The 14,932-nt window shown below is 57.2% G+C and carries 13 protein-coding genes; 5 read left to right on the top strand and 8 right to left on the bottom strand.

What is annotated here, in order from left to right:
* Positions 1–34: 34 nt before the first annotated feature.
* The 4 genes from AC0L3X_RS36185 to AC0L3X_RS36170 form a co-directional block, all read right to left on the bottom strand.
* Positions 35–1,372 carry an MFS transporter gene (locus tag AC0L3X_RS36185; RefSeq protein WP_441256224.1) on the bottom strand — a complete coding sequence of 446 codons (1,338 nt, stop codon included), beginning with the start codon at positions 1,370–1,372 and terminating at the stop codon, positions 35–37.
* Between the two features lie 68 nt (positions 1,373–1,440).
* On the bottom strand, positions 1,441–2,082 hold the full coding sequence (locus AC0L3X_RS36180; RefSeq protein WP_441256223.1) for an HD domain-containing protein: 642 nt from the start codon (positions 2,080–2,082) through the stop codon (positions 1,441–1,443).
* A gap of 395 nt (positions 2,083–2,477) precedes the next feature.
* The gene (locus AC0L3X_RS36175) at positions 2,478–2,684 is read right to left on the bottom strand and encodes a hypothetical protein (protein WP_245328572.1); all 207 of its coding nucleotides are present in this window, start codon (positions 2,682–2,684) and stop codon (positions 2,478–2,480) included.
* A 222-nt stretch (positions 2,685–2,906) separates the two neighbouring features.
* Positions 2,907–3,923: an alpha/beta fold hydrolase gene (locus AC0L3X_RS36170; RefSeq protein WP_063986163.1), complete on the bottom strand. Its 1,017-nt coding sequence runs from the start codon at positions 3,921–3,923 to the stop codon at positions 2,907–2,909.
* Between the two features lie 490 nt (positions 3,924–4,413).
* Here AC0L3X_RS36170 and AC0L3X_RS36165 point away from each other — a divergent pair, with 490 nt between their 5' ends.
* Positions 4,414–5,454, top strand: a complete 1,041-nt coding sequence (locus tag AC0L3X_RS36165; RefSeq protein ID WP_084795007.1) for an AraC family transcriptional regulator — start codon at positions 4,414–4,416, stop codon at positions 5,452–5,454.
* A 250-nt stretch (positions 5,455–5,704) separates the two neighbouring features.
* Positions 5,705–5,884, top strand: coding sequence for a hypothetical protein (locus AC0L3X_RS36160; RefSeq protein ID WP_063981723.1), 180 nt, complete (start codon positions 5,705–5,707; stop codon positions 5,882–5,884).
* A gap of 119 nt (positions 5,885–6,003) precedes the next feature.
* Here AC0L3X_RS36160 and AC0L3X_RS36155 read toward each other — a convergent pair whose 3' ends face one another.
* The 3 genes from AC0L3X_RS36155 to AC0L3X_RS36145 form a co-directional block, all read right to left on the bottom strand.
* Entirely contained in the window at positions 6,004–7,008 is a 1,005-nt protein-coding gene (locus AC0L3X_RS36155) for a helix-turn-helix domain-containing protein (RefSeq protein WP_245328571.1), read from the bottom strand.
* A gap of 409 nt (positions 7,009–7,417) precedes the next feature.
* The gene (locus AC0L3X_RS36150; RefSeq protein WP_063981721.1) at positions 7,418–8,605 is read right to left on the bottom strand and encodes an ABC transporter substrate-binding protein; all 1,188 of its coding nucleotides are present in this window, start codon (positions 8,603–8,605) and stop codon (positions 7,418–7,420) included.
* Positions 8,606–8,696: 91 nt separating this feature from the next.
* The gene (locus AC0L3X_RS36145) at positions 8,697–11,552 is read right to left on the bottom strand and encodes an ATP-binding protein (RefSeq protein ID WP_063981720.1); all 2,856 of its coding nucleotides are present in this window, start codon (positions 11,550–11,552) and stop codon (positions 8,697–8,699) included.
* 408 nt (positions 11,553–11,960) lie between these two features.
* On the opposite strand from AC0L3X_RS36145, the gene AC0L3X_RS36140 reads away from it, so the two are divergent.
* Positions 11,961–12,800 (top strand): Crp/Fnr family transcriptional regulator, encoded by an 840-nt coding sequence (locus AC0L3X_RS36140; protein ID WP_063981719.1) that lies wholly within the window; start codon positions 11,961–11,963, stop codon positions 12,798–12,800.
* A 188-nt stretch (positions 12,801–12,988) separates the two neighbouring features.
* Here the strand turns inward: AC0L3X_RS36140 and ku are convergent, their stop codons facing one another.
* Positions 12,989–13,915, bottom strand: coding sequence for a non-homologous end joining protein Ku (gene ku / locus AC0L3X_RS36135; protein ID WP_063981718.1), 927 nt, complete (start codon positions 13,913–13,915; stop codon positions 12,989–12,991).
* 141 nt (positions 13,916–14,056) lie between these two features.
* On the opposite strand from ku, the gene AC0L3X_RS36130 reads away from it, so the two are divergent.
* A complete protein-coding gene (locus AC0L3X_RS36130) occupies positions 14,057–14,452 on the top strand; it encodes a hypothetical protein (protein WP_063981717.1) in 396 nt (131 codons plus the stop codon).
* A gap of 30 nt (positions 14,453–14,482) precedes the next feature.
* Entirely contained in the window at positions 14,483–14,932 is a 450-nt protein-coding gene (locus tag AC0L3X_RS36125; RefSeq protein WP_063981716.1) for a hypothetical protein, read from the top strand.

Raw genomic sequence — 14,932 nt, 5'->3', positions numbered from 1 at the left:
CTGCAAAAACTGACTGATTGAGATTTCGACTGCTTTATCCACGCGGCGAATTCGACGATGCTTCTCCAAGTTCGGCCAATCTCGATTCGGAGTTGGTGGATGGCAGCGTCTGCACGGTTGGCGGAGATTGTCGGGGCAGCACGCCTGACCCGGCCAAGCAAAGCAAGATCAGGCCGGCAAGAACCACCTCTGAACGAAATAGCCCAAAGGACATCAGGGCGATTAGCAATTCGATCATCGCGAATGCAGCAAATGCGACCGTAAAGCCGTACTGCATGAGTGCGCCGAAGATCAGGCTCCCGAGCCCGAAGCCGACAAAAAGCATAAATACGCTTAGGCCCATGGCCTGGCCGGCTCGGCCTTCCCCGAGAGACGTGACGATTCCACCAAAAAGTGGTTGGGTCATATCGTACCCCAAGGACAGTATGATTGCGACGATCGGGATGAACATCACCGGTGTGCCAAGCGCCAACGCCATCGCCGCCAACGAGCTCAAGATTAGACCAATTGGAATCAGCCTCGCACGGCCCCAGCGATCTGCCGCTCTGCCGATCAACGGCCCTAGAAGAAATCCCGGTATGCCGTAGCCGAGCAGCGCGAGGCCGATCGTTGCGGGACCAAGATGATAGCGACGCTCGAGATAGACACCTAACCAGGTGAACACGCCCGAGTGAAACATTGAGTTGAGAAAGACGTAGCCATAGGTCCGCTGGCCACGCGGCGTTCCCAAGAGACGCCTATAGCCATCGAAAACCTGGTAAACTGTGCCCTTCAACGGAGGCACCGTAGTTTCGATAACGGTGAGATAGCGCAAGAGAAGGAGCAGCAGCGACAGGCCGAACCAGCCGACAACGATAAACAACCCGCTCCAGTTCGCGACGGGAATGATCAGCGCTCCCAACGGAGATCCGAACGCCATCCCGCCGGCCATAGCGCCGAAAAGCCAGCCAAGGGGGCGACCGCGCTGCCCATAGGGGTACAGCCGCCCCACAAGCGCTAACCCAAGGGGAACGATCCCGCTCGCGCCAACTCCCGTAATGGCGCGCCACAGGAGCAGTTGCTCGTATGTTCGTGCGGTCGCAGTCAGCATCGTAAGTGCCGAGAAGGCCAGCAGCGACGTGAACATGACACGGGCAATACCAATACGGTCAGCCAACGCTCCGTATACCAATGTCGAAACGCCATATGGGATCAAGTAAGCCGGTACGACGAGGCCAATCTTCTCGTCCGATACCCCAAAGGCATTGGAGAGAACGGGAATAATCGGAGCCACCATGTACGCTTGAAAGAAGACGACGAATGTTGCCAGCGCGATAACTCTGACCAAACGTTCGCGCCGGCGATGGAGGATCGGATCAATGTATTGTCGCATGTTGCTGAATCGCCTTTCACGCGCCAAGGAGACCCCAGCTCAGACCGAAAGCGGCTCCTGATCAGGATTCAGTCCGGCCATTCATTGTTCATGACCACCTCGACGAAGTCTTTTCGCCTGAAGCCGGGAGAAAAATGCTCGAGGACGTCGGCTGTAATGGTGCCGAAAGCTGTGTCTGGTCGATCTCTAGAACCTTCGGTGAAGGCCTTGAATGCCTGACGCTTGAAGTCGATGCGTGGATGCTCCGCAAGGATCTCTTTGACCGTGGCAGCATCGAGCAGTTTCAAATCTCTTCCATCGATATCGGTCTCCACTCCGGCAGCTACGAGAGCTATCTCTGGCTCCATAAATTCCGGAATACCGTGCGTGGTGTGGAGGGCGATCGACGACCAGACCCGGCGGATGGCATCCTCAGGGACGTCATGAGACCTGAGAAACTCGCGAGCCGCATCGGCGCCGTCGACTTCAAATCGCCGATCCATGTGTCGGTGTCCCTCGACTAGACCTAGATCATGAAACATCGTCGCTACGTAGAGCAGCTCCGGATCCGCCTTCAGACCGCGTCGCTCACCGTGAAGCATGCCGAACAGGAACGTCCGCCTGGAGTGATGGTAAAGCAGCGGCGATTCTGAATCGCGGATGAATTCCGTGGTATGATGCGCCAGCTTGGAGTCCGGAATCTTGATTCCAGCGATGATGGATGCACTCACGCTCTTTCTCCTTGATTGTCCGAGATTGGCCTGCATTACCCCCGTCGGCATCACCAGCGTACGTGAGGAGCTCCCACTCTTCTTTCGAGCTCTGGCTGCTTTTGGGAATTGCACGTGATCAATAATCGGCTCTCGACCCACATTCGGATACGCCTGGCGAGAGGTGATCCAACGATATGCAGCCAATCGCGGCCGGCACGGAGACAGGCCATCCGAAGCCGATGACACCCACGGGGATCGGCCTCCTAGCGCAACGCTAGCGTTCGTGAGATTGCCGGGATCTAACACTCCCCGCGTGTCGCAATCAGGCTTGCAACGCACCCTGTGCTGGCGGAGACACGTCGTCTCATACAAACCGGCCGACACTAGCCGTTAATCGCCAGTACTCCGGCTAATTATTGAGACTCATGGTGGCCTGTCACCTGCTCCGTACTCTCCGTTGGCAGGTTCGCGCTCTCCGCGCGCTCGCTCTCGTCCATTAACACCGGCGGCTCATCGTAGCCTTTACGACTGCTATAAAACAGCAACGCCATCAGGCCAAAGCCGACGCCAAGCGAGAACACGATTCCGAGCGCCATCGCGATATACGTCGACAGCGGCAAGCCCGCGCCATTCCCAAGCCTCGAGCTATGGTAGATGGGGACCGCCGCCGCCAACAAGAATAGCAGAAGCACGATTATAACCACCCAAGAGCCAACTCCCATCCGGCTGGCTTTGGCTTGTGCGCTTCTGTTCGTAACTGCCTTCACGGAACACGTCTCCACCGCATCCTCGTTGATACTCTCAAATGCTGAGAGCGCCAGGCGCGCCGGGCGTTCTCCCAATCAGCCGCGCAAAAGGCTTCGATCGAGGAACCCGCGGATCAGCGGCACCATCTCACTAAACTTGTCCTCCAGCGGAAAATGTCCACTGTCTATGAGATAAAACTCAGCCTGGGGGAGATCGCGCTTGAAGGGATACGCACCGGATGCGGGGAAAATCTTGTCGTTCTTGCCCCAAACAATCAGCGTAGGCGGCTTATGTTTGCGGAAGTACGATTGCACGGCGGGATATAGCGGCGGATTCGTCCGGTAATCGTAGAACAGATCCATCTGTATATCACTGTTTCCAGGCCGATCGAGAAGTGCCTGATCACACACCCAATTATCGGGGGCAATTCGGCTAAGGTCCGACACTCCATCGGTATACTGAAACCTTGTCGTCTCCACCGTCACAAGCTTCATGAGTGCTTGTCGGTGCGCGTCAGAACCATCGACCCAGTATGCCTTGATCGGATCCCAAAATTCCTGCAGCCCCTCTTCATAGGCGTTGCCGTTTTGAACAATCAGAGCTGCCACCTGCTCGGGATGTTTCAATGCCAGGCGCCAGCCAACTGGAGCGCCATAGTCCATGACGTACATCGCATAGCGGTCGACGCCAAGTTGAACGAGCAGATTATCTACTAGCTCACTAAAATGATCGAACGTGTAAGCGAAGTTGGCGCGGTTCGGCATATCGCTCTGGCCGTAACCGGGATAGTCCGGCGCTATCACGTGATAGCGGTCTGCAAGCGCAGGAATGAGGTTGCGAAACATGTGCGACGAGGTCGGGAATCCATGGAGTAACAACACCACTGGCGCATTCTTGGGGCCGGCCTCACGGTAGAATACATTAACGCGATCGATTGTCTTTTTTCGATAGTGCGTCACTGGATAAGCCGGGAGAGCACCCGGCGAAGCGCGTTTCGCTTTTGCTCTTGCATGACTTGGCAACGCTGCAGCAACGATCGCTCCGAACATACCCAAGACCGCACGACGACGATTGACGGCTGACATACGGCGCATGAACTGGGTGACTCTCATTTCAACCTCCATGGAATTGGTTCGACACGACAGTACTTGTGACGGGTAGCGCTCGACTTACGAACCCGACTGGCCGATAAGGACGGCCTCCATGACTGGAGCATTCGCAATCGCGCCAGAGTAATCTCTTGGCCGCGACATCCCCGGTCTCAGGCATTTCATGATTGCAGACGTCCCAAGGCGACACCTCTAGGAATGCCTTTCTCGCTAGCATCAGCTATCACTATCGTCGTTTGCATAACTCTTCTTTCGGACGAAAGTGACTTTGTGGAAATGCACGCCGTCCTCGCCACGACCACTCTTCCTGCCGATAGGACGATCGCACTCAGCCACCACTGTCTCGCTGAGGGCCCGTTCGGCTGACATGCGCGACCGCCAATTGACGCGCGAGCGAACCCATCTCGTCTGATTTTCAAACTTTTATTCGCGTTTAACATCGGCCTGGAGCAAGGTTCATGATGGACGACACAGGACGCCGGAAGGCCGATAAATGGACGTTCAGCGGCCCCGCGTCCCCCACAACTTCTTTTCAGCAATTGCGGACGACATGCGGCACCGAAGCACCAAAGCAGCATCTACCTCGGGAGGCGTGCCTGGATTTGCGCAACAGGCGCCCTGCGAACAATGTTCCAGACGCTCTGGCTCGATTTATGAAGAGCGAGATTGGCATCGCCCTATCGACGATTCCGGGGATCAACTCATCAAAGGGGACATTCTGATCTCACGCTGGACCGATCTCGAAAATGGGTTTCGCCGGGAAGCCGCGGCGTCTCCATACGATCGACATATCATTCGGATCGCATTAAGGGACTCGCGGTTGAAGCTCGTTCGAGGGCAGCGCCTGATCTTCGATGGCGCAATGTCTGAAGGAACTTTGCATATTACATCTCCCGACCAGCGTATGACCGCTGAGTTTCGCGACCCGTTCGACTTTTTGCACCTATATGTGTCGGACGGCTACTTTCGAGCGCTCCAAGGAGCCCCACTCCGTGGAAAACGCCCCTTAGTGCCGGATCTCGGCGATGTCGTCGTCTCCGATCCGCTGGCAAGGCTCCTTGGGCGTGAATTAATTAGTTGCCACGCAGACGACCCGCGGTACGCCGAGAGCGTCGGCCGCAGTCTAGTCACGCATATCGCAACTTTGGAGCGACCATGTCCACCAGATGTACCTCTTCTGCCCTCGCGCTTGGAACGCGTACAAGAGTACGTCGACGCGCACCTCGACGATCCGCCAACGCTAGCCACATTGGCCGGTGTGGCGGGATTGTCGCAAAGCCATTTCGCTGCGCAGTTTCGAAGAGCGACGGGCAACGGGCTACACGACTACCTTCTCCACAGGCGCATCGAACGCGCGAAGGTGATTCTATCGAGCACCGATATGCCAATCGTGGAGCTCGCTCTCTTCGTCGGCTTCCAGGGGCAGGCGCACTTCTCGACTGTCTTCAAAGCACGCGTGGGTGACACTCCGGCACGCTGGCGACGCAATGCTGCGAACAAGCGATATGAGCCTTCGAAGGTAAGCCACGCGTGAAGTTGGTCGTGAGCACCTGGCCCACTCGAATGCTTGATTTAGGCGATAGGCAGTACGCACAGCCAACCTGCCTCCTCGCTTTCCTGCGAGCGCGACCGGCGCCCCGTTGAGGCCCTGCGGTCCTGTATCGTCGCTGCTCAAAGTCCCCAAACCGGGCGGCTCAGCACCTCAACACCTGGTCCACTTTCGGCGCCGGCTGGTCAACCCGCGTCGCCAACGTCAAGCAGATCGGCCAGGTCTGGCGACCGGCGTGGTCGGGCCGAAGCCGATCGATGCGTACCTCCACCAGGACGAAGCCAAGGCTTACGCTAGCGACGTCGCGCAGCCCGCAGTGGACCCCGGCAATGCCGTCAAGGGCGGCTTCGGCTCGGGCACCGTCGGCACCATGCAGCAATGCGTGAAGCATCAGGTCGAGCCGATACCAGCTTGATTCCAAAACTAGCCTGCTGACGTAGCAGGAGCACCTGACGAAGATTGCAGAAGGAATCGCCCTCGGATTTTTGCTGGCAACGTCGTCGCTAATTGCCTGACAGTTCGGACGGCCGCGAATTATACGAGCGCCCCTTCTTGATGACGCGGGCTGACCAGGGGCCTTTGACGGCTCCGGTCAGATATCGCAGCCATGGCAGTTCTCCTCCAGCGCGCTGGAGTTTCATCCGTGAAACGCTTGAAAACAGTTGAGAAATGCGATTGCTCTTGAAAGCCCACGGCTAGGGCCACTTCAACGAGCGGCAGATTGGTGCCCGAGAGAAGCTCTTTGGCATGGTCAATTCGCCGGTGAAGCACATAATGATGCGGTGGGTAGCCGGTAGCCACCCGAAACTGTGCCGCGAAATACATCCGCGATAGGCCAGCCGCCTCGGCGAGATCGGCGAGGCCGATGGATTCCGCGAGATGCTCATCGACGTATTCGCGGACACGCTTGAGGCGCCAGTTAGGTAGAGCATTTTCAGCTTTTCGCGCGTTCCCTAACCGCGCAATGTGCATTGTCAATGTCTGGCAAAAACAATCCGCATAAGCGCCATCACTTGCCGCGGCATTCGCGATCAGCGTTTGGCCAAGCAATTCCGCTAGTGGATCGCGAATGACGAGGTCGTTCAATACCCCCAATGTCCGACCGAGACCAGCCTGCTCCCGGCATTTACGAAGATAACCGGACGATACATGCAAATGCAGAAAATCGCAGGGATCTCGAAATTCAGCAACCAAGGCCTTGCCCGGTCCTGCGATGTGTATCGTCCCCGCTAGCATTGGTCCGTCGAACACTGTCAACGAATCTCTCGTAATTTTGACATGTGTTGGCTTGAGGGCGACCGAGATCACATGCCGGAGAGATAACGGCGCCCGCACCTGTCGGCATACCGCGCGAATATCGGTCCAGCGCGAGACGACAATATCGGCATCGATCCGGGGGTCGCTTTCAACGTCAGGAAGACAACGCCAACTTCTCTCAGCGCGGAGGCGAAAGCGGTCTTTCCGGTAGAGCAATAGTTCCGTGGCGGACGGAACTGCAGTCGGCAGGCTGTAGCTGTCTTTGAATGCGCACGCGTGCATTGATGTCTCCCATCAGACAAGGTCGCTTTTGGCAGTTGCCATAGCACGCAGCATAGGATTTGCTTCGCAAAGAGGCCCGTAATTGCTCGTTAACCTCCGAAAAAACTTGTTGCTTGCATCTTCCGGCTCGGCGGCAAGCCGTGTCCTCCTTCCCACGCCCACACAATATTTGGTTCGGCGACGAAGCGGCCATACGCTCGACCCGATCGGTCACGTCCGAGCGTATTGCTACAGTTCCAACTCGTGCCGCCGAAGTGCCGTGGCCGAGCGCAGACTCGATCGCACTGAAACGCGCACAACGCGGCCCATTCTTGCCAGTAGCTTGATTTTATGAACGTTCAGCGGCAGCTGGTCCCAGACTGGGATATGCCGGCAGATTGGTCGGTGGATCGACGCGATCGAGACGCGCTTACCGATCGTCTAGTGTGTCACCGAAGCCAATCCAGCTCTTTCCGTTGAAGCGACGCAGCTGCGATTGTTGGAACGGCAAGTAATCCTCATGGCTGGTCGTTACCGTTATTCCGGGTAACAGTAGCGGCAGCGCAATCTCACGAAGTGATGCGGCCTGGCGCATGATGTTTTCACGACTGAGATCCTTCCCGCACGCTTGCAGAACTCTCGTCAAAAGTCCCGCATAATGATAGCCCGCGGAATAGTTGGAATTGTTTAGGTCTGCCCCGGGCAGGTATTTCTTCATGAATTCCAGGAAGTCCTTCACACCGGCGTCACCGGCCCATTGAGGATCGATCGTGTCCTTCTGATTGCTCGACGAAATCAACCCAATCGCATTTTCGAGACCCGCTGGCTCGAGAAACGAGATCGAGGAGGCCGACGCCGGAACAAAGAAGGCGTCCGGCTTCCAGCCGAGTTCGGCCACTCCTTTGATGAGCTGCGACGTGAATTTTCCGATCGTGACGCCGAACAACACATTAGCGCCAGATGCCTTCAACGTCGCCAATTGAGAGCTAATCGTTGGCGCGCTCGTCTCGTATTTTTCTTCGGCGACGATTGCGGCTTTTGCTTCGTTTCCCAGGCCCCGTTTGAAACCCGTCACATAGTCGCGGCCAAAATCGTCGTTCTGTGACAGTATTGCGATCTTGGCGTGAGGTATGTTCTGCAGGATGTGCTTGGCGTATATGGCCCCCTCGGTTTCGTAGGCGAGCATTCCTGGCATGGTCCATGGAGAATTTCTTGGGTCAGCCCATTTCGTGGCCCCACTGAGCACGAACAGCTGCGGAATGCCCTTCGCATTGAGGTAACGATGAACTGCACTGTTGGTCGCAGTTCCTAGCGAGCCGAACATCAACAACACCCCCTCCTGCTCCACCAATCTACGCGTCTGCTCGACGGTTTTGGGAGGAGAGTAGGCATCGTCCACGCTGATGAATTTTACCCTTCGGCCGTTGATGCCGCCCTCCGCGTTGATTTTGGCGAAGTAGGCTTCTTGGACCCGACCAATGATACCAAAGCTGGATAGCGGCCCACTATACGGTAGCGTTTGGCCGATGCGGATCTCGCCCATGACGCTGTCTGCTAGCCCGAGGGAGCTGCCGTAGACCAAAAATACAAAGGCCAATGCCGCTCGAAATAATGTCATTGCTGCCTCTTACTTTCCATGTGTGGCGACCTGCCCCCGGCACGCACAATTCGTTGCAGTCCACCCACGCAACTCGCCAGATCCGCTCAGACTAATCTAACCTGTCCAATACTGCCTTGCAGTCTTTCAGATCGGTCGTTTCAAAACCTTCGGTAAACCTACTATAGATCGGGGCAAGTATAGCTCGAGCATCGTCGATACGACGTTGAATAGCTCGCAATCTGGCCGCGTTTGTCGCCGCCCGCAGTTCCCAAGCCAAAGCAGACTGCCCGCCCGCAACCGCGAGTGCGCGCAGATAAAGGGCCTCGGCTTGGGACAAATCTGTTTGCCGAGCGGCCATGACGATAGTCCCCTTGATCCTCAGGAACTCCGGTAGAAAGAGCAGTTGCCCGTTTCTTTCAATGCGGGCGATGGCTTCGTCGATTTGTCTGAGCGCCTCCTCATATTGGCCCAGTATCCGCAACCCTTCTGCGGAAGCGGCGAGGAACGCAGGGTTGTGCAACTCATACCTGCCAACATGCAGGGTTTCGATAGCATCACGCACCATGCCGACCCCTTCTTTGGCCTGACCACGATTAATCAGCAGAGTCCCCCTAAGACCAATGCCGATCGCTTCGTAAGGCCCAAGAGAATGCTTTCTGGCGTGAGCGAGGAGACGGCCAATCATATCCGCCGCGTCCGCCTGATTGCCAAGTCTAAGAGATGTGAAACTCGTAAAAATCAGGCAAATGCAGAATGTTGACGGGTCCCTCAGAGTTGCGCCCTCCTTGATTATATCCCTGCCGATCCTCATGGCCTGATCCGGAAAGCCACGCACCCAGAGAACGGATCCCAAACCACATCGCGTACGCGCTTGGATGTCACGATCAAAAGCAACATTGGTCCCGTACGATCGAGAACTATCGCGTTTTGGCATTGGCGCCCCCCAATTCGTCTGTGCGCTTTTGCAGTCTCCCGCGAAGTAGTGGGAAAACCCCAGCGTCCAATTCGCTATCGCGACACTCGAGCTATCGCCAAGACTTGCGGCGACGTCCTCGCTCTGCTGCGCAAGGGCGAAGGCTTCGTGGCAGTCTCCTATCCTCTGATGGAATACATGCAGCTTTTCGAGAAGCCGCAGCTGATTCCGCAAATCTCCGAGCTCTTCGGCGAGTTTCAACCCTCTTAAAAGAGCGCCTCGTGCTTCGTCGCTGTTTCCCGTGGCAAACATTAGTGAAAGTCCAAGTGCTGATCGCAACTCCATCTCGCGAGCGCTCCCGCGATCCGATTCATCGAACGCGGTGATCGAGCGCTCGGCCCAACGACGACATTCAGTTAATAGTGACATCTCCAAGAACAACCGCACTGTCGCAGCCGCGAGTGCAATGCCAACCCGAATGTCACCGGGGTCAGAGAAACACCATTCGAGCCCTGCCCGCACATTATCGAGATGCTCGGCGTACGCTGAAAGGCCTTCGACCCCGGACGATGTGTGGTCGATTCGCTCAAAAATCCGTTTGTAATAGCTCGCGTGACGCCGTTTGATGTAGTCTAGTTCTCCGCTCCCAGCGAGCTTTCCCAAGCCATAAGCTCGGGTGGTGTCGAGCAATCGGTAGCGCGCCGCTTTGTTGTCGCCATCCGTCGCGAGGAGCGATTTTCCGATTAAGCTGGCAATTCCGGTGACGACTTGCGCGTCATCCAGGTCAATTCCAACAGCGATCGAGCGAGCCGCTTCGAGAGTAAAATTGCCCGCGAAGACCGAGAGCCTGCGAAGAATCAAGCGCTCAGATTCTGAAAGCAGGTCGTAGCTCCAGTCCAGGGTTGCGCTTAGGGTCTGATGCCTCGCGAGCGCGGTGCGCTTACCTTCGCCAAGGAGGTTAAGGCGGTCGTTCAACAGTGCCGCCGTTTCCCGAATGCCATAAGCATCGACGCGGCCGGCGGCGAGCTCAATGGCGAGGGCAATTCCGTCTAGTCGACGGCAAATATCACCAACTATCGAGGCATCGGCATCGTGCAGTTGGAAATACTGCCGCCCAACGGCGGCTCGTTCCACAAAAAGCTGCACCGCCGGAAAGGCGAGTGCCCGCGCCGCTGTGAGGTCGGCATCTCCTGGCGGGCTACCCAGAGCTGCCAGCGAATAGACATACTCGCCCTCAACCCTTAGCGATTCCCGACTTGTTGCGAGGATATGCACCTGCGGCGCGCTCGCGAAGATCTCTTCGGCTATTGCTGCGGCGGTCCCGATCACGTGCTCGCAGCTATCGAAGATCAATAGGCCCCGTTTGTCTCGAAGGAAATTCACAAGTCCCTTGCTGGGATCAGTGAAGCGAACCCCGAGTCTTAATGCCGAAGCTATCGCACTGGCCACCAGAGACGGCTCATTCAGAGGACCGAGGTCGGCAAAGCATACGGCACCTGCAAACTCTTCGAACAATCCGTGAGCCACCGAGACAGCAACAGTTGTTTTTCCTATGCCGCCCGGGCCGACCATCGTCACAAAGCGTCGCTCCGACAACTGACCTGATATCTCGTGGACCACTTCATCGCGACCAATCATTCGGGTCAAACGAGGCGGCAACTTTCGAGCGATGAATGAGGCTGGGTTGTGCGGAGCGTCGGCTTGCAGCGGCCCCAAGCGAGAGATTGGCGCCACGAAGCAATAGCCCTGGCCCGGAATTGTTGCCACATAGCGCGCTCCGGCGTCTCCTTCGCCGAGCGCCTTACGGAGCATGGCAACTTGAACACGAAGGTTTACTTCATCGATCGTGACGCCGGGCCATACTTGAGCGATCAAATCCTTCTTGCCGACCACTTTCCCAGCGTGCTCGACCAGAACGGCCAGAATTTCGAAGGCTCGGACCCCAACCTCAATCGGAACGCCCTCCTTTTCCAGAATTCTCCGCGAACCGGACAAACGGAAAGGACCAAACAAAATCTCTTGATCTGCCTTTGGATTTTTGCGGTCGATCATCTCAACACATTGCCGATCCGAACAGGTCGATCAACGTACGATCGTCAGCCTCCCAACGACACCCTGCCGCGTTCAAAACCATTACGGAGTTGATACTTCTGGGCCAACCGGCACTTTACGGCTGTTTGAGCACCCTCGTCGAGGGGCGCCGATTTCCTATTTAAAACCTCTGCCTTCGCACTTTCCGGAGATCGAATAAGGTTCTCTTGTGCGATGCACAAGATACAGCGTGGACGGAGTAAATGGCCCGTCATCGGAATGGTATGATTGCGACACGCACTCGCTCTGCGCCGAATAAAGGCGCCGCCTGCGATCCGATTGATCCAACTAGGGTGTCGGACTCGTTCAGCAACGTCAGCAAAGAGCGAGGTCCGAAAAATAACCGACTGCTTTGCGTGGGGTGATCCGATGAGTTCCAGTGCAGATCTTTCGACAATTCTAAACCGCATTCTTGATACGGCGGCGGATAATCTCAGGATCGCCAAGATTCTCGTTCAAATGGGGCTTGATCCCAACAATATCACTTACGACGCACTGTTTGATCGGCTGCTAGAAATTGTGTTGGCCAATATCACGCTCGCCAACATGTTTGCCTTGGTCGGCGCAATCTTCTTTGTCGCTACTTTGTTGATGCAGAGAATGGTGCCGCTGCGGGTCGCGAATATGGTCGGGTGTGCATTCTTCGCAACCTCTGGCGCGCTTTCCGGAAGCGTCGCCACCTTTCTGCTTTATCTGCTGTTGCTGCCGGTCAATGCCGTTCGTCTCCGCCAACTGCTCAGGCTCGTTAAGAAGGCACGTAACGCGACGCAAGGTGACATGTCGATGGAGTGGATCAAGCCGTTCATGACCGAACGCAAATATCGCCGCGGCGATACCCTATTCAAGATTCATGACACCGCCAACGAAATGTTCTTGACCGTGACGGGCAATTTTCTGGTCAAAGAGATCAACGTCGAGATCCCGCCCGGACGCCTCATGGGAGAACTTGGCTTCCTTACGCCCAATAACTGGCGAACCGGAACGGTCGAGTGCATAGAAGACGGACAAGTCCTGACTATAACTTATGAAAGGCTGCTTGAAATCTACTTTCAAAGTAATCAGCAATTCGGCTACTACATCCTCCTCCTCACCAGTCAGCGTCTGCTGGAAAACAACCAGCGCCTCCAGGAAAACATCGCGCGGCTGGAAGCAACTCTCGCACAGGAGAAGGCGGCGCGAGAGACGGCGGCCGCGCGTGGCATAGCTTAAAACCTTGGCCTTACTGCTCCACCATTGGTGGCACGACTGTCACGCAGTGCGGGTCTCGCGAGGCAGAGATGTCCGCTATGGGGTCATTAGCGGAAGTGGCGGCTTCCCTTTGCTATATCTGGTCTGCCCCCGAAAGCAGACATCCAGCGATCGGTTGAACTCGCCGTCAAAAGCGGCGGTCACCCCGCCTAAGCCGACTTCCGCCGCTGGCCCGACACGGGTTTCTTCGCCGCTACTTCCTTCACCGGCTTCTTGCCTTGGATCGTCATCAGCATCTCTTTTTGGCCCGCCGCCGCCTTGCGCGGCTTCTCGGCGGGCTTTGCTGCCTTCGCCGGCGCAGCCTCCCGACCGACGCTCTGCCGCAGCGCCTCCATCAGATCGACCACGTTTTCGCCTTTGGGCCGTTCCTTCGGGCGAATGGTCTTGCCTGCGCGCTTCTGGTTGATCAGGTCGACCAGCGCGGTCTCGTAATGATCCTCGAATTTCTCGGGGTCGAACGTGCCCGTCTTCTGGTTGACGATGTGCCTTGCGAGGTCGAGCATGTCCTTGGTGACTTTGACGTCCTGGATCTCGTCAAAGTACTCCTGCTCGGAGCGGACCTCGTAGGGGTAGCGCAGCAGCGTACCGACGAGACCCTTCTCCAACGGCTCGAGCGCGATAATGTGTTCGCGGTTGGTGAGAACCACGCGGCCGATCGCCACCTTGTCCATCTCCCGGATGGTCTCCCTGATCACCGCGAAGGCGTCGTGACCGACCTTGCCGTCGGGACGCAGGTAGTACGGACGGATCAGATAGCGCGGGTCGATGTCTGCCTTGTCGACGAACTCGTCGATCTCGATGGTCCGCGTCGACTCCAGCGCTAGCTCCTCGAGCTCCTCCTTGGTGACCTCGATGTACTGTCCTTTGTCGAGTTCGTAGCCCTTGACGATGTCCTCGTTCGCGACCTCGTCACCGGTATCGGCGTCGACCTTCACGTACTTGATCCGGTGACCGGTCGCTCGATTGAGCTGATTGAACGAGATCTTTTCGGATTCCGATGTCGCCGGGTAGAGAGCCACCGGACAGGTGACGAGCGACAGACGCAAGAAGCCTTTCCAGTTGGCTCTCGGGGCCATGTTACGCAGAACTCCAGTTCGGGACGGCTCGGATTCAAGACGAACGACAGGGCATGGTCCCGACAGCATGGACGGGCCCACCAGAGGATATTTTTCATGCCGGCTATCGACTCTTTTGTTCCTGTTATGTTCTATTGAAGCATGACGGACCGACCCGTGAGCTGGCGCATGCCGAACCCGAAGGAGATGGATAAGATGGCCGCTTTCGTCGGTAGAAACGTGCCTCGGGAGCCCGGATTGGCTCCGGAAGCTGATCTGCCGCCGGAATACTGGCAGGCGCTTCTGGACGACCCTCGCGCAGAGAGCAGGTCGGGCCCATCTGGAGGGGCGCTGCGGTTGAGCCAGATTCCTCAACATATTCTGAGGGTGGGGTGCCGGCGCTGCGCCAGGGTCGTCGAGATTCAGAAGGTCGATGCCGTCCGCCTTTATGGTCGGGAGGCGCTCTGGAAGGATGTCGGACGGCGGCTCTTGGACAATACCTGCACGCAGCGGACCGGGCGCCACGAGGAAGATGGCTGCTGGCCTGCGTTCGAGTAGTCGCCGGCGCGGCCGGAACTGGATGCTGCCATGGCACCGAAACATCACCCGACGCCCCTCAGCGGCGGCGACCGCAAGGCGCTCACCAAGGAATTGGGGAGGGCGCGCACGATGACGACGATTCTCGCGGGCCAGTCTGCCGAAGCCCGCGCCAAGGGCGAGATCCTCATCCGACAAGCCGACAAGCTGCTCTGCGAATCGTGGAATGAGAAAATATGGGCCGAAGGAGGACCGATCGACCCATCGCCGACCGTCGATCAGGCCATCAACGGCGGTTACGCCTGGCTTGAGATCGAGTGCTCGCGGTGCAAAACCCGGCGAGACGTCGACCTAGCGGCGCTGCGCCATCCACCGACCACATTCGTCCATGACTTGGCGAGCCGCCTCCGCTGCAGCAAATGTAGCAAAGCAGGTCGCCGGCCTTCAGCTACCCTTCTGCAACTCGCATCGCGCTCCCGCCTGGCCGTTCCGGAGACCTGA

It is taken from the genome of Bradyrhizobium sp. MI1.7 (genome assembly GCF_055811795.1).
The sequence above is the reverse complement of the archived record's forward strand: the minus strand, read 5'-3'. Positions and strand labels throughout refer to the sequence as shown.

Excerpts from the sequence above, each read along its gene's own strand:
- AC0L3X_RS36125 (WP_063981716.1), top strand. The coding sequence starts at position 14,483 with ATGGCACCGAAACATCACCCGACGCCCCTCAGCGGCGGCGACCGCAAG.
- AC0L3X_RS36150 (WP_063981721.1), bottom strand. The coding sequence starts at position 8,605 with ATGACATTATTTCGAGCGGCATTGGCCTTTGTATTTTTGGTCTACGGC.
- AC0L3X_RS36165 (WP_084795007.1), top strand. The coding sequence starts at position 4,414 with ATGGACGTTCAGCGGCCCCGCGTCCCCCACAACTTCTTTTCAGCAATT.
- AC0L3X_RS36145 (WP_063981720.1), bottom strand. The coding sequence starts at position 11,552 with ATGATCGACCGCAAAAATCCAAAGGCAGATCAAGAGATTTTGTTTGGT.
- AC0L3X_RS36185 (WP_441256224.1), bottom strand. The coding sequence starts at position 1,372 with ATGCGACAATACATTGATCCGATCCTCCATCGCCGGCGCGAACGTTTG.
- AC0L3X_RS36155 (WP_245328571.1), bottom strand. The coding sequence starts at position 7,008 with ATGCACGCGTGCGCATTCAAAGACAGCTACAGCCTGCCGACTGCAGTT.
- AC0L3X_RS36170 (WP_063986163.1), bottom strand. The coding sequence starts at position 3,923 with ATGAGAGTCACCCAGTTCATGCGCCGTATGTCAGCCGTCAATCGTCGT.
- AC0L3X_RS36140 (WP_063981719.1), top strand. The coding sequence starts at position 11,961 with ATGAGTTCCAGTGCAGATCTTTCGACAATTCTAAACCGCATTCTTGAT.
- ku (WP_063981718.1), bottom strand. The coding sequence starts at position 13,915 with ATGGCCCCGAGAGCCAACTGGAAAGGCTTCTTGCGTCTGTCGCTCGTC.
- AC0L3X_RS36130 (WP_063981717.1), top strand. The coding sequence starts at position 14,057 with ATGACGGACCGACCCGTGAGCTGGCGCATGCCGAACCCGAAGGAGATG.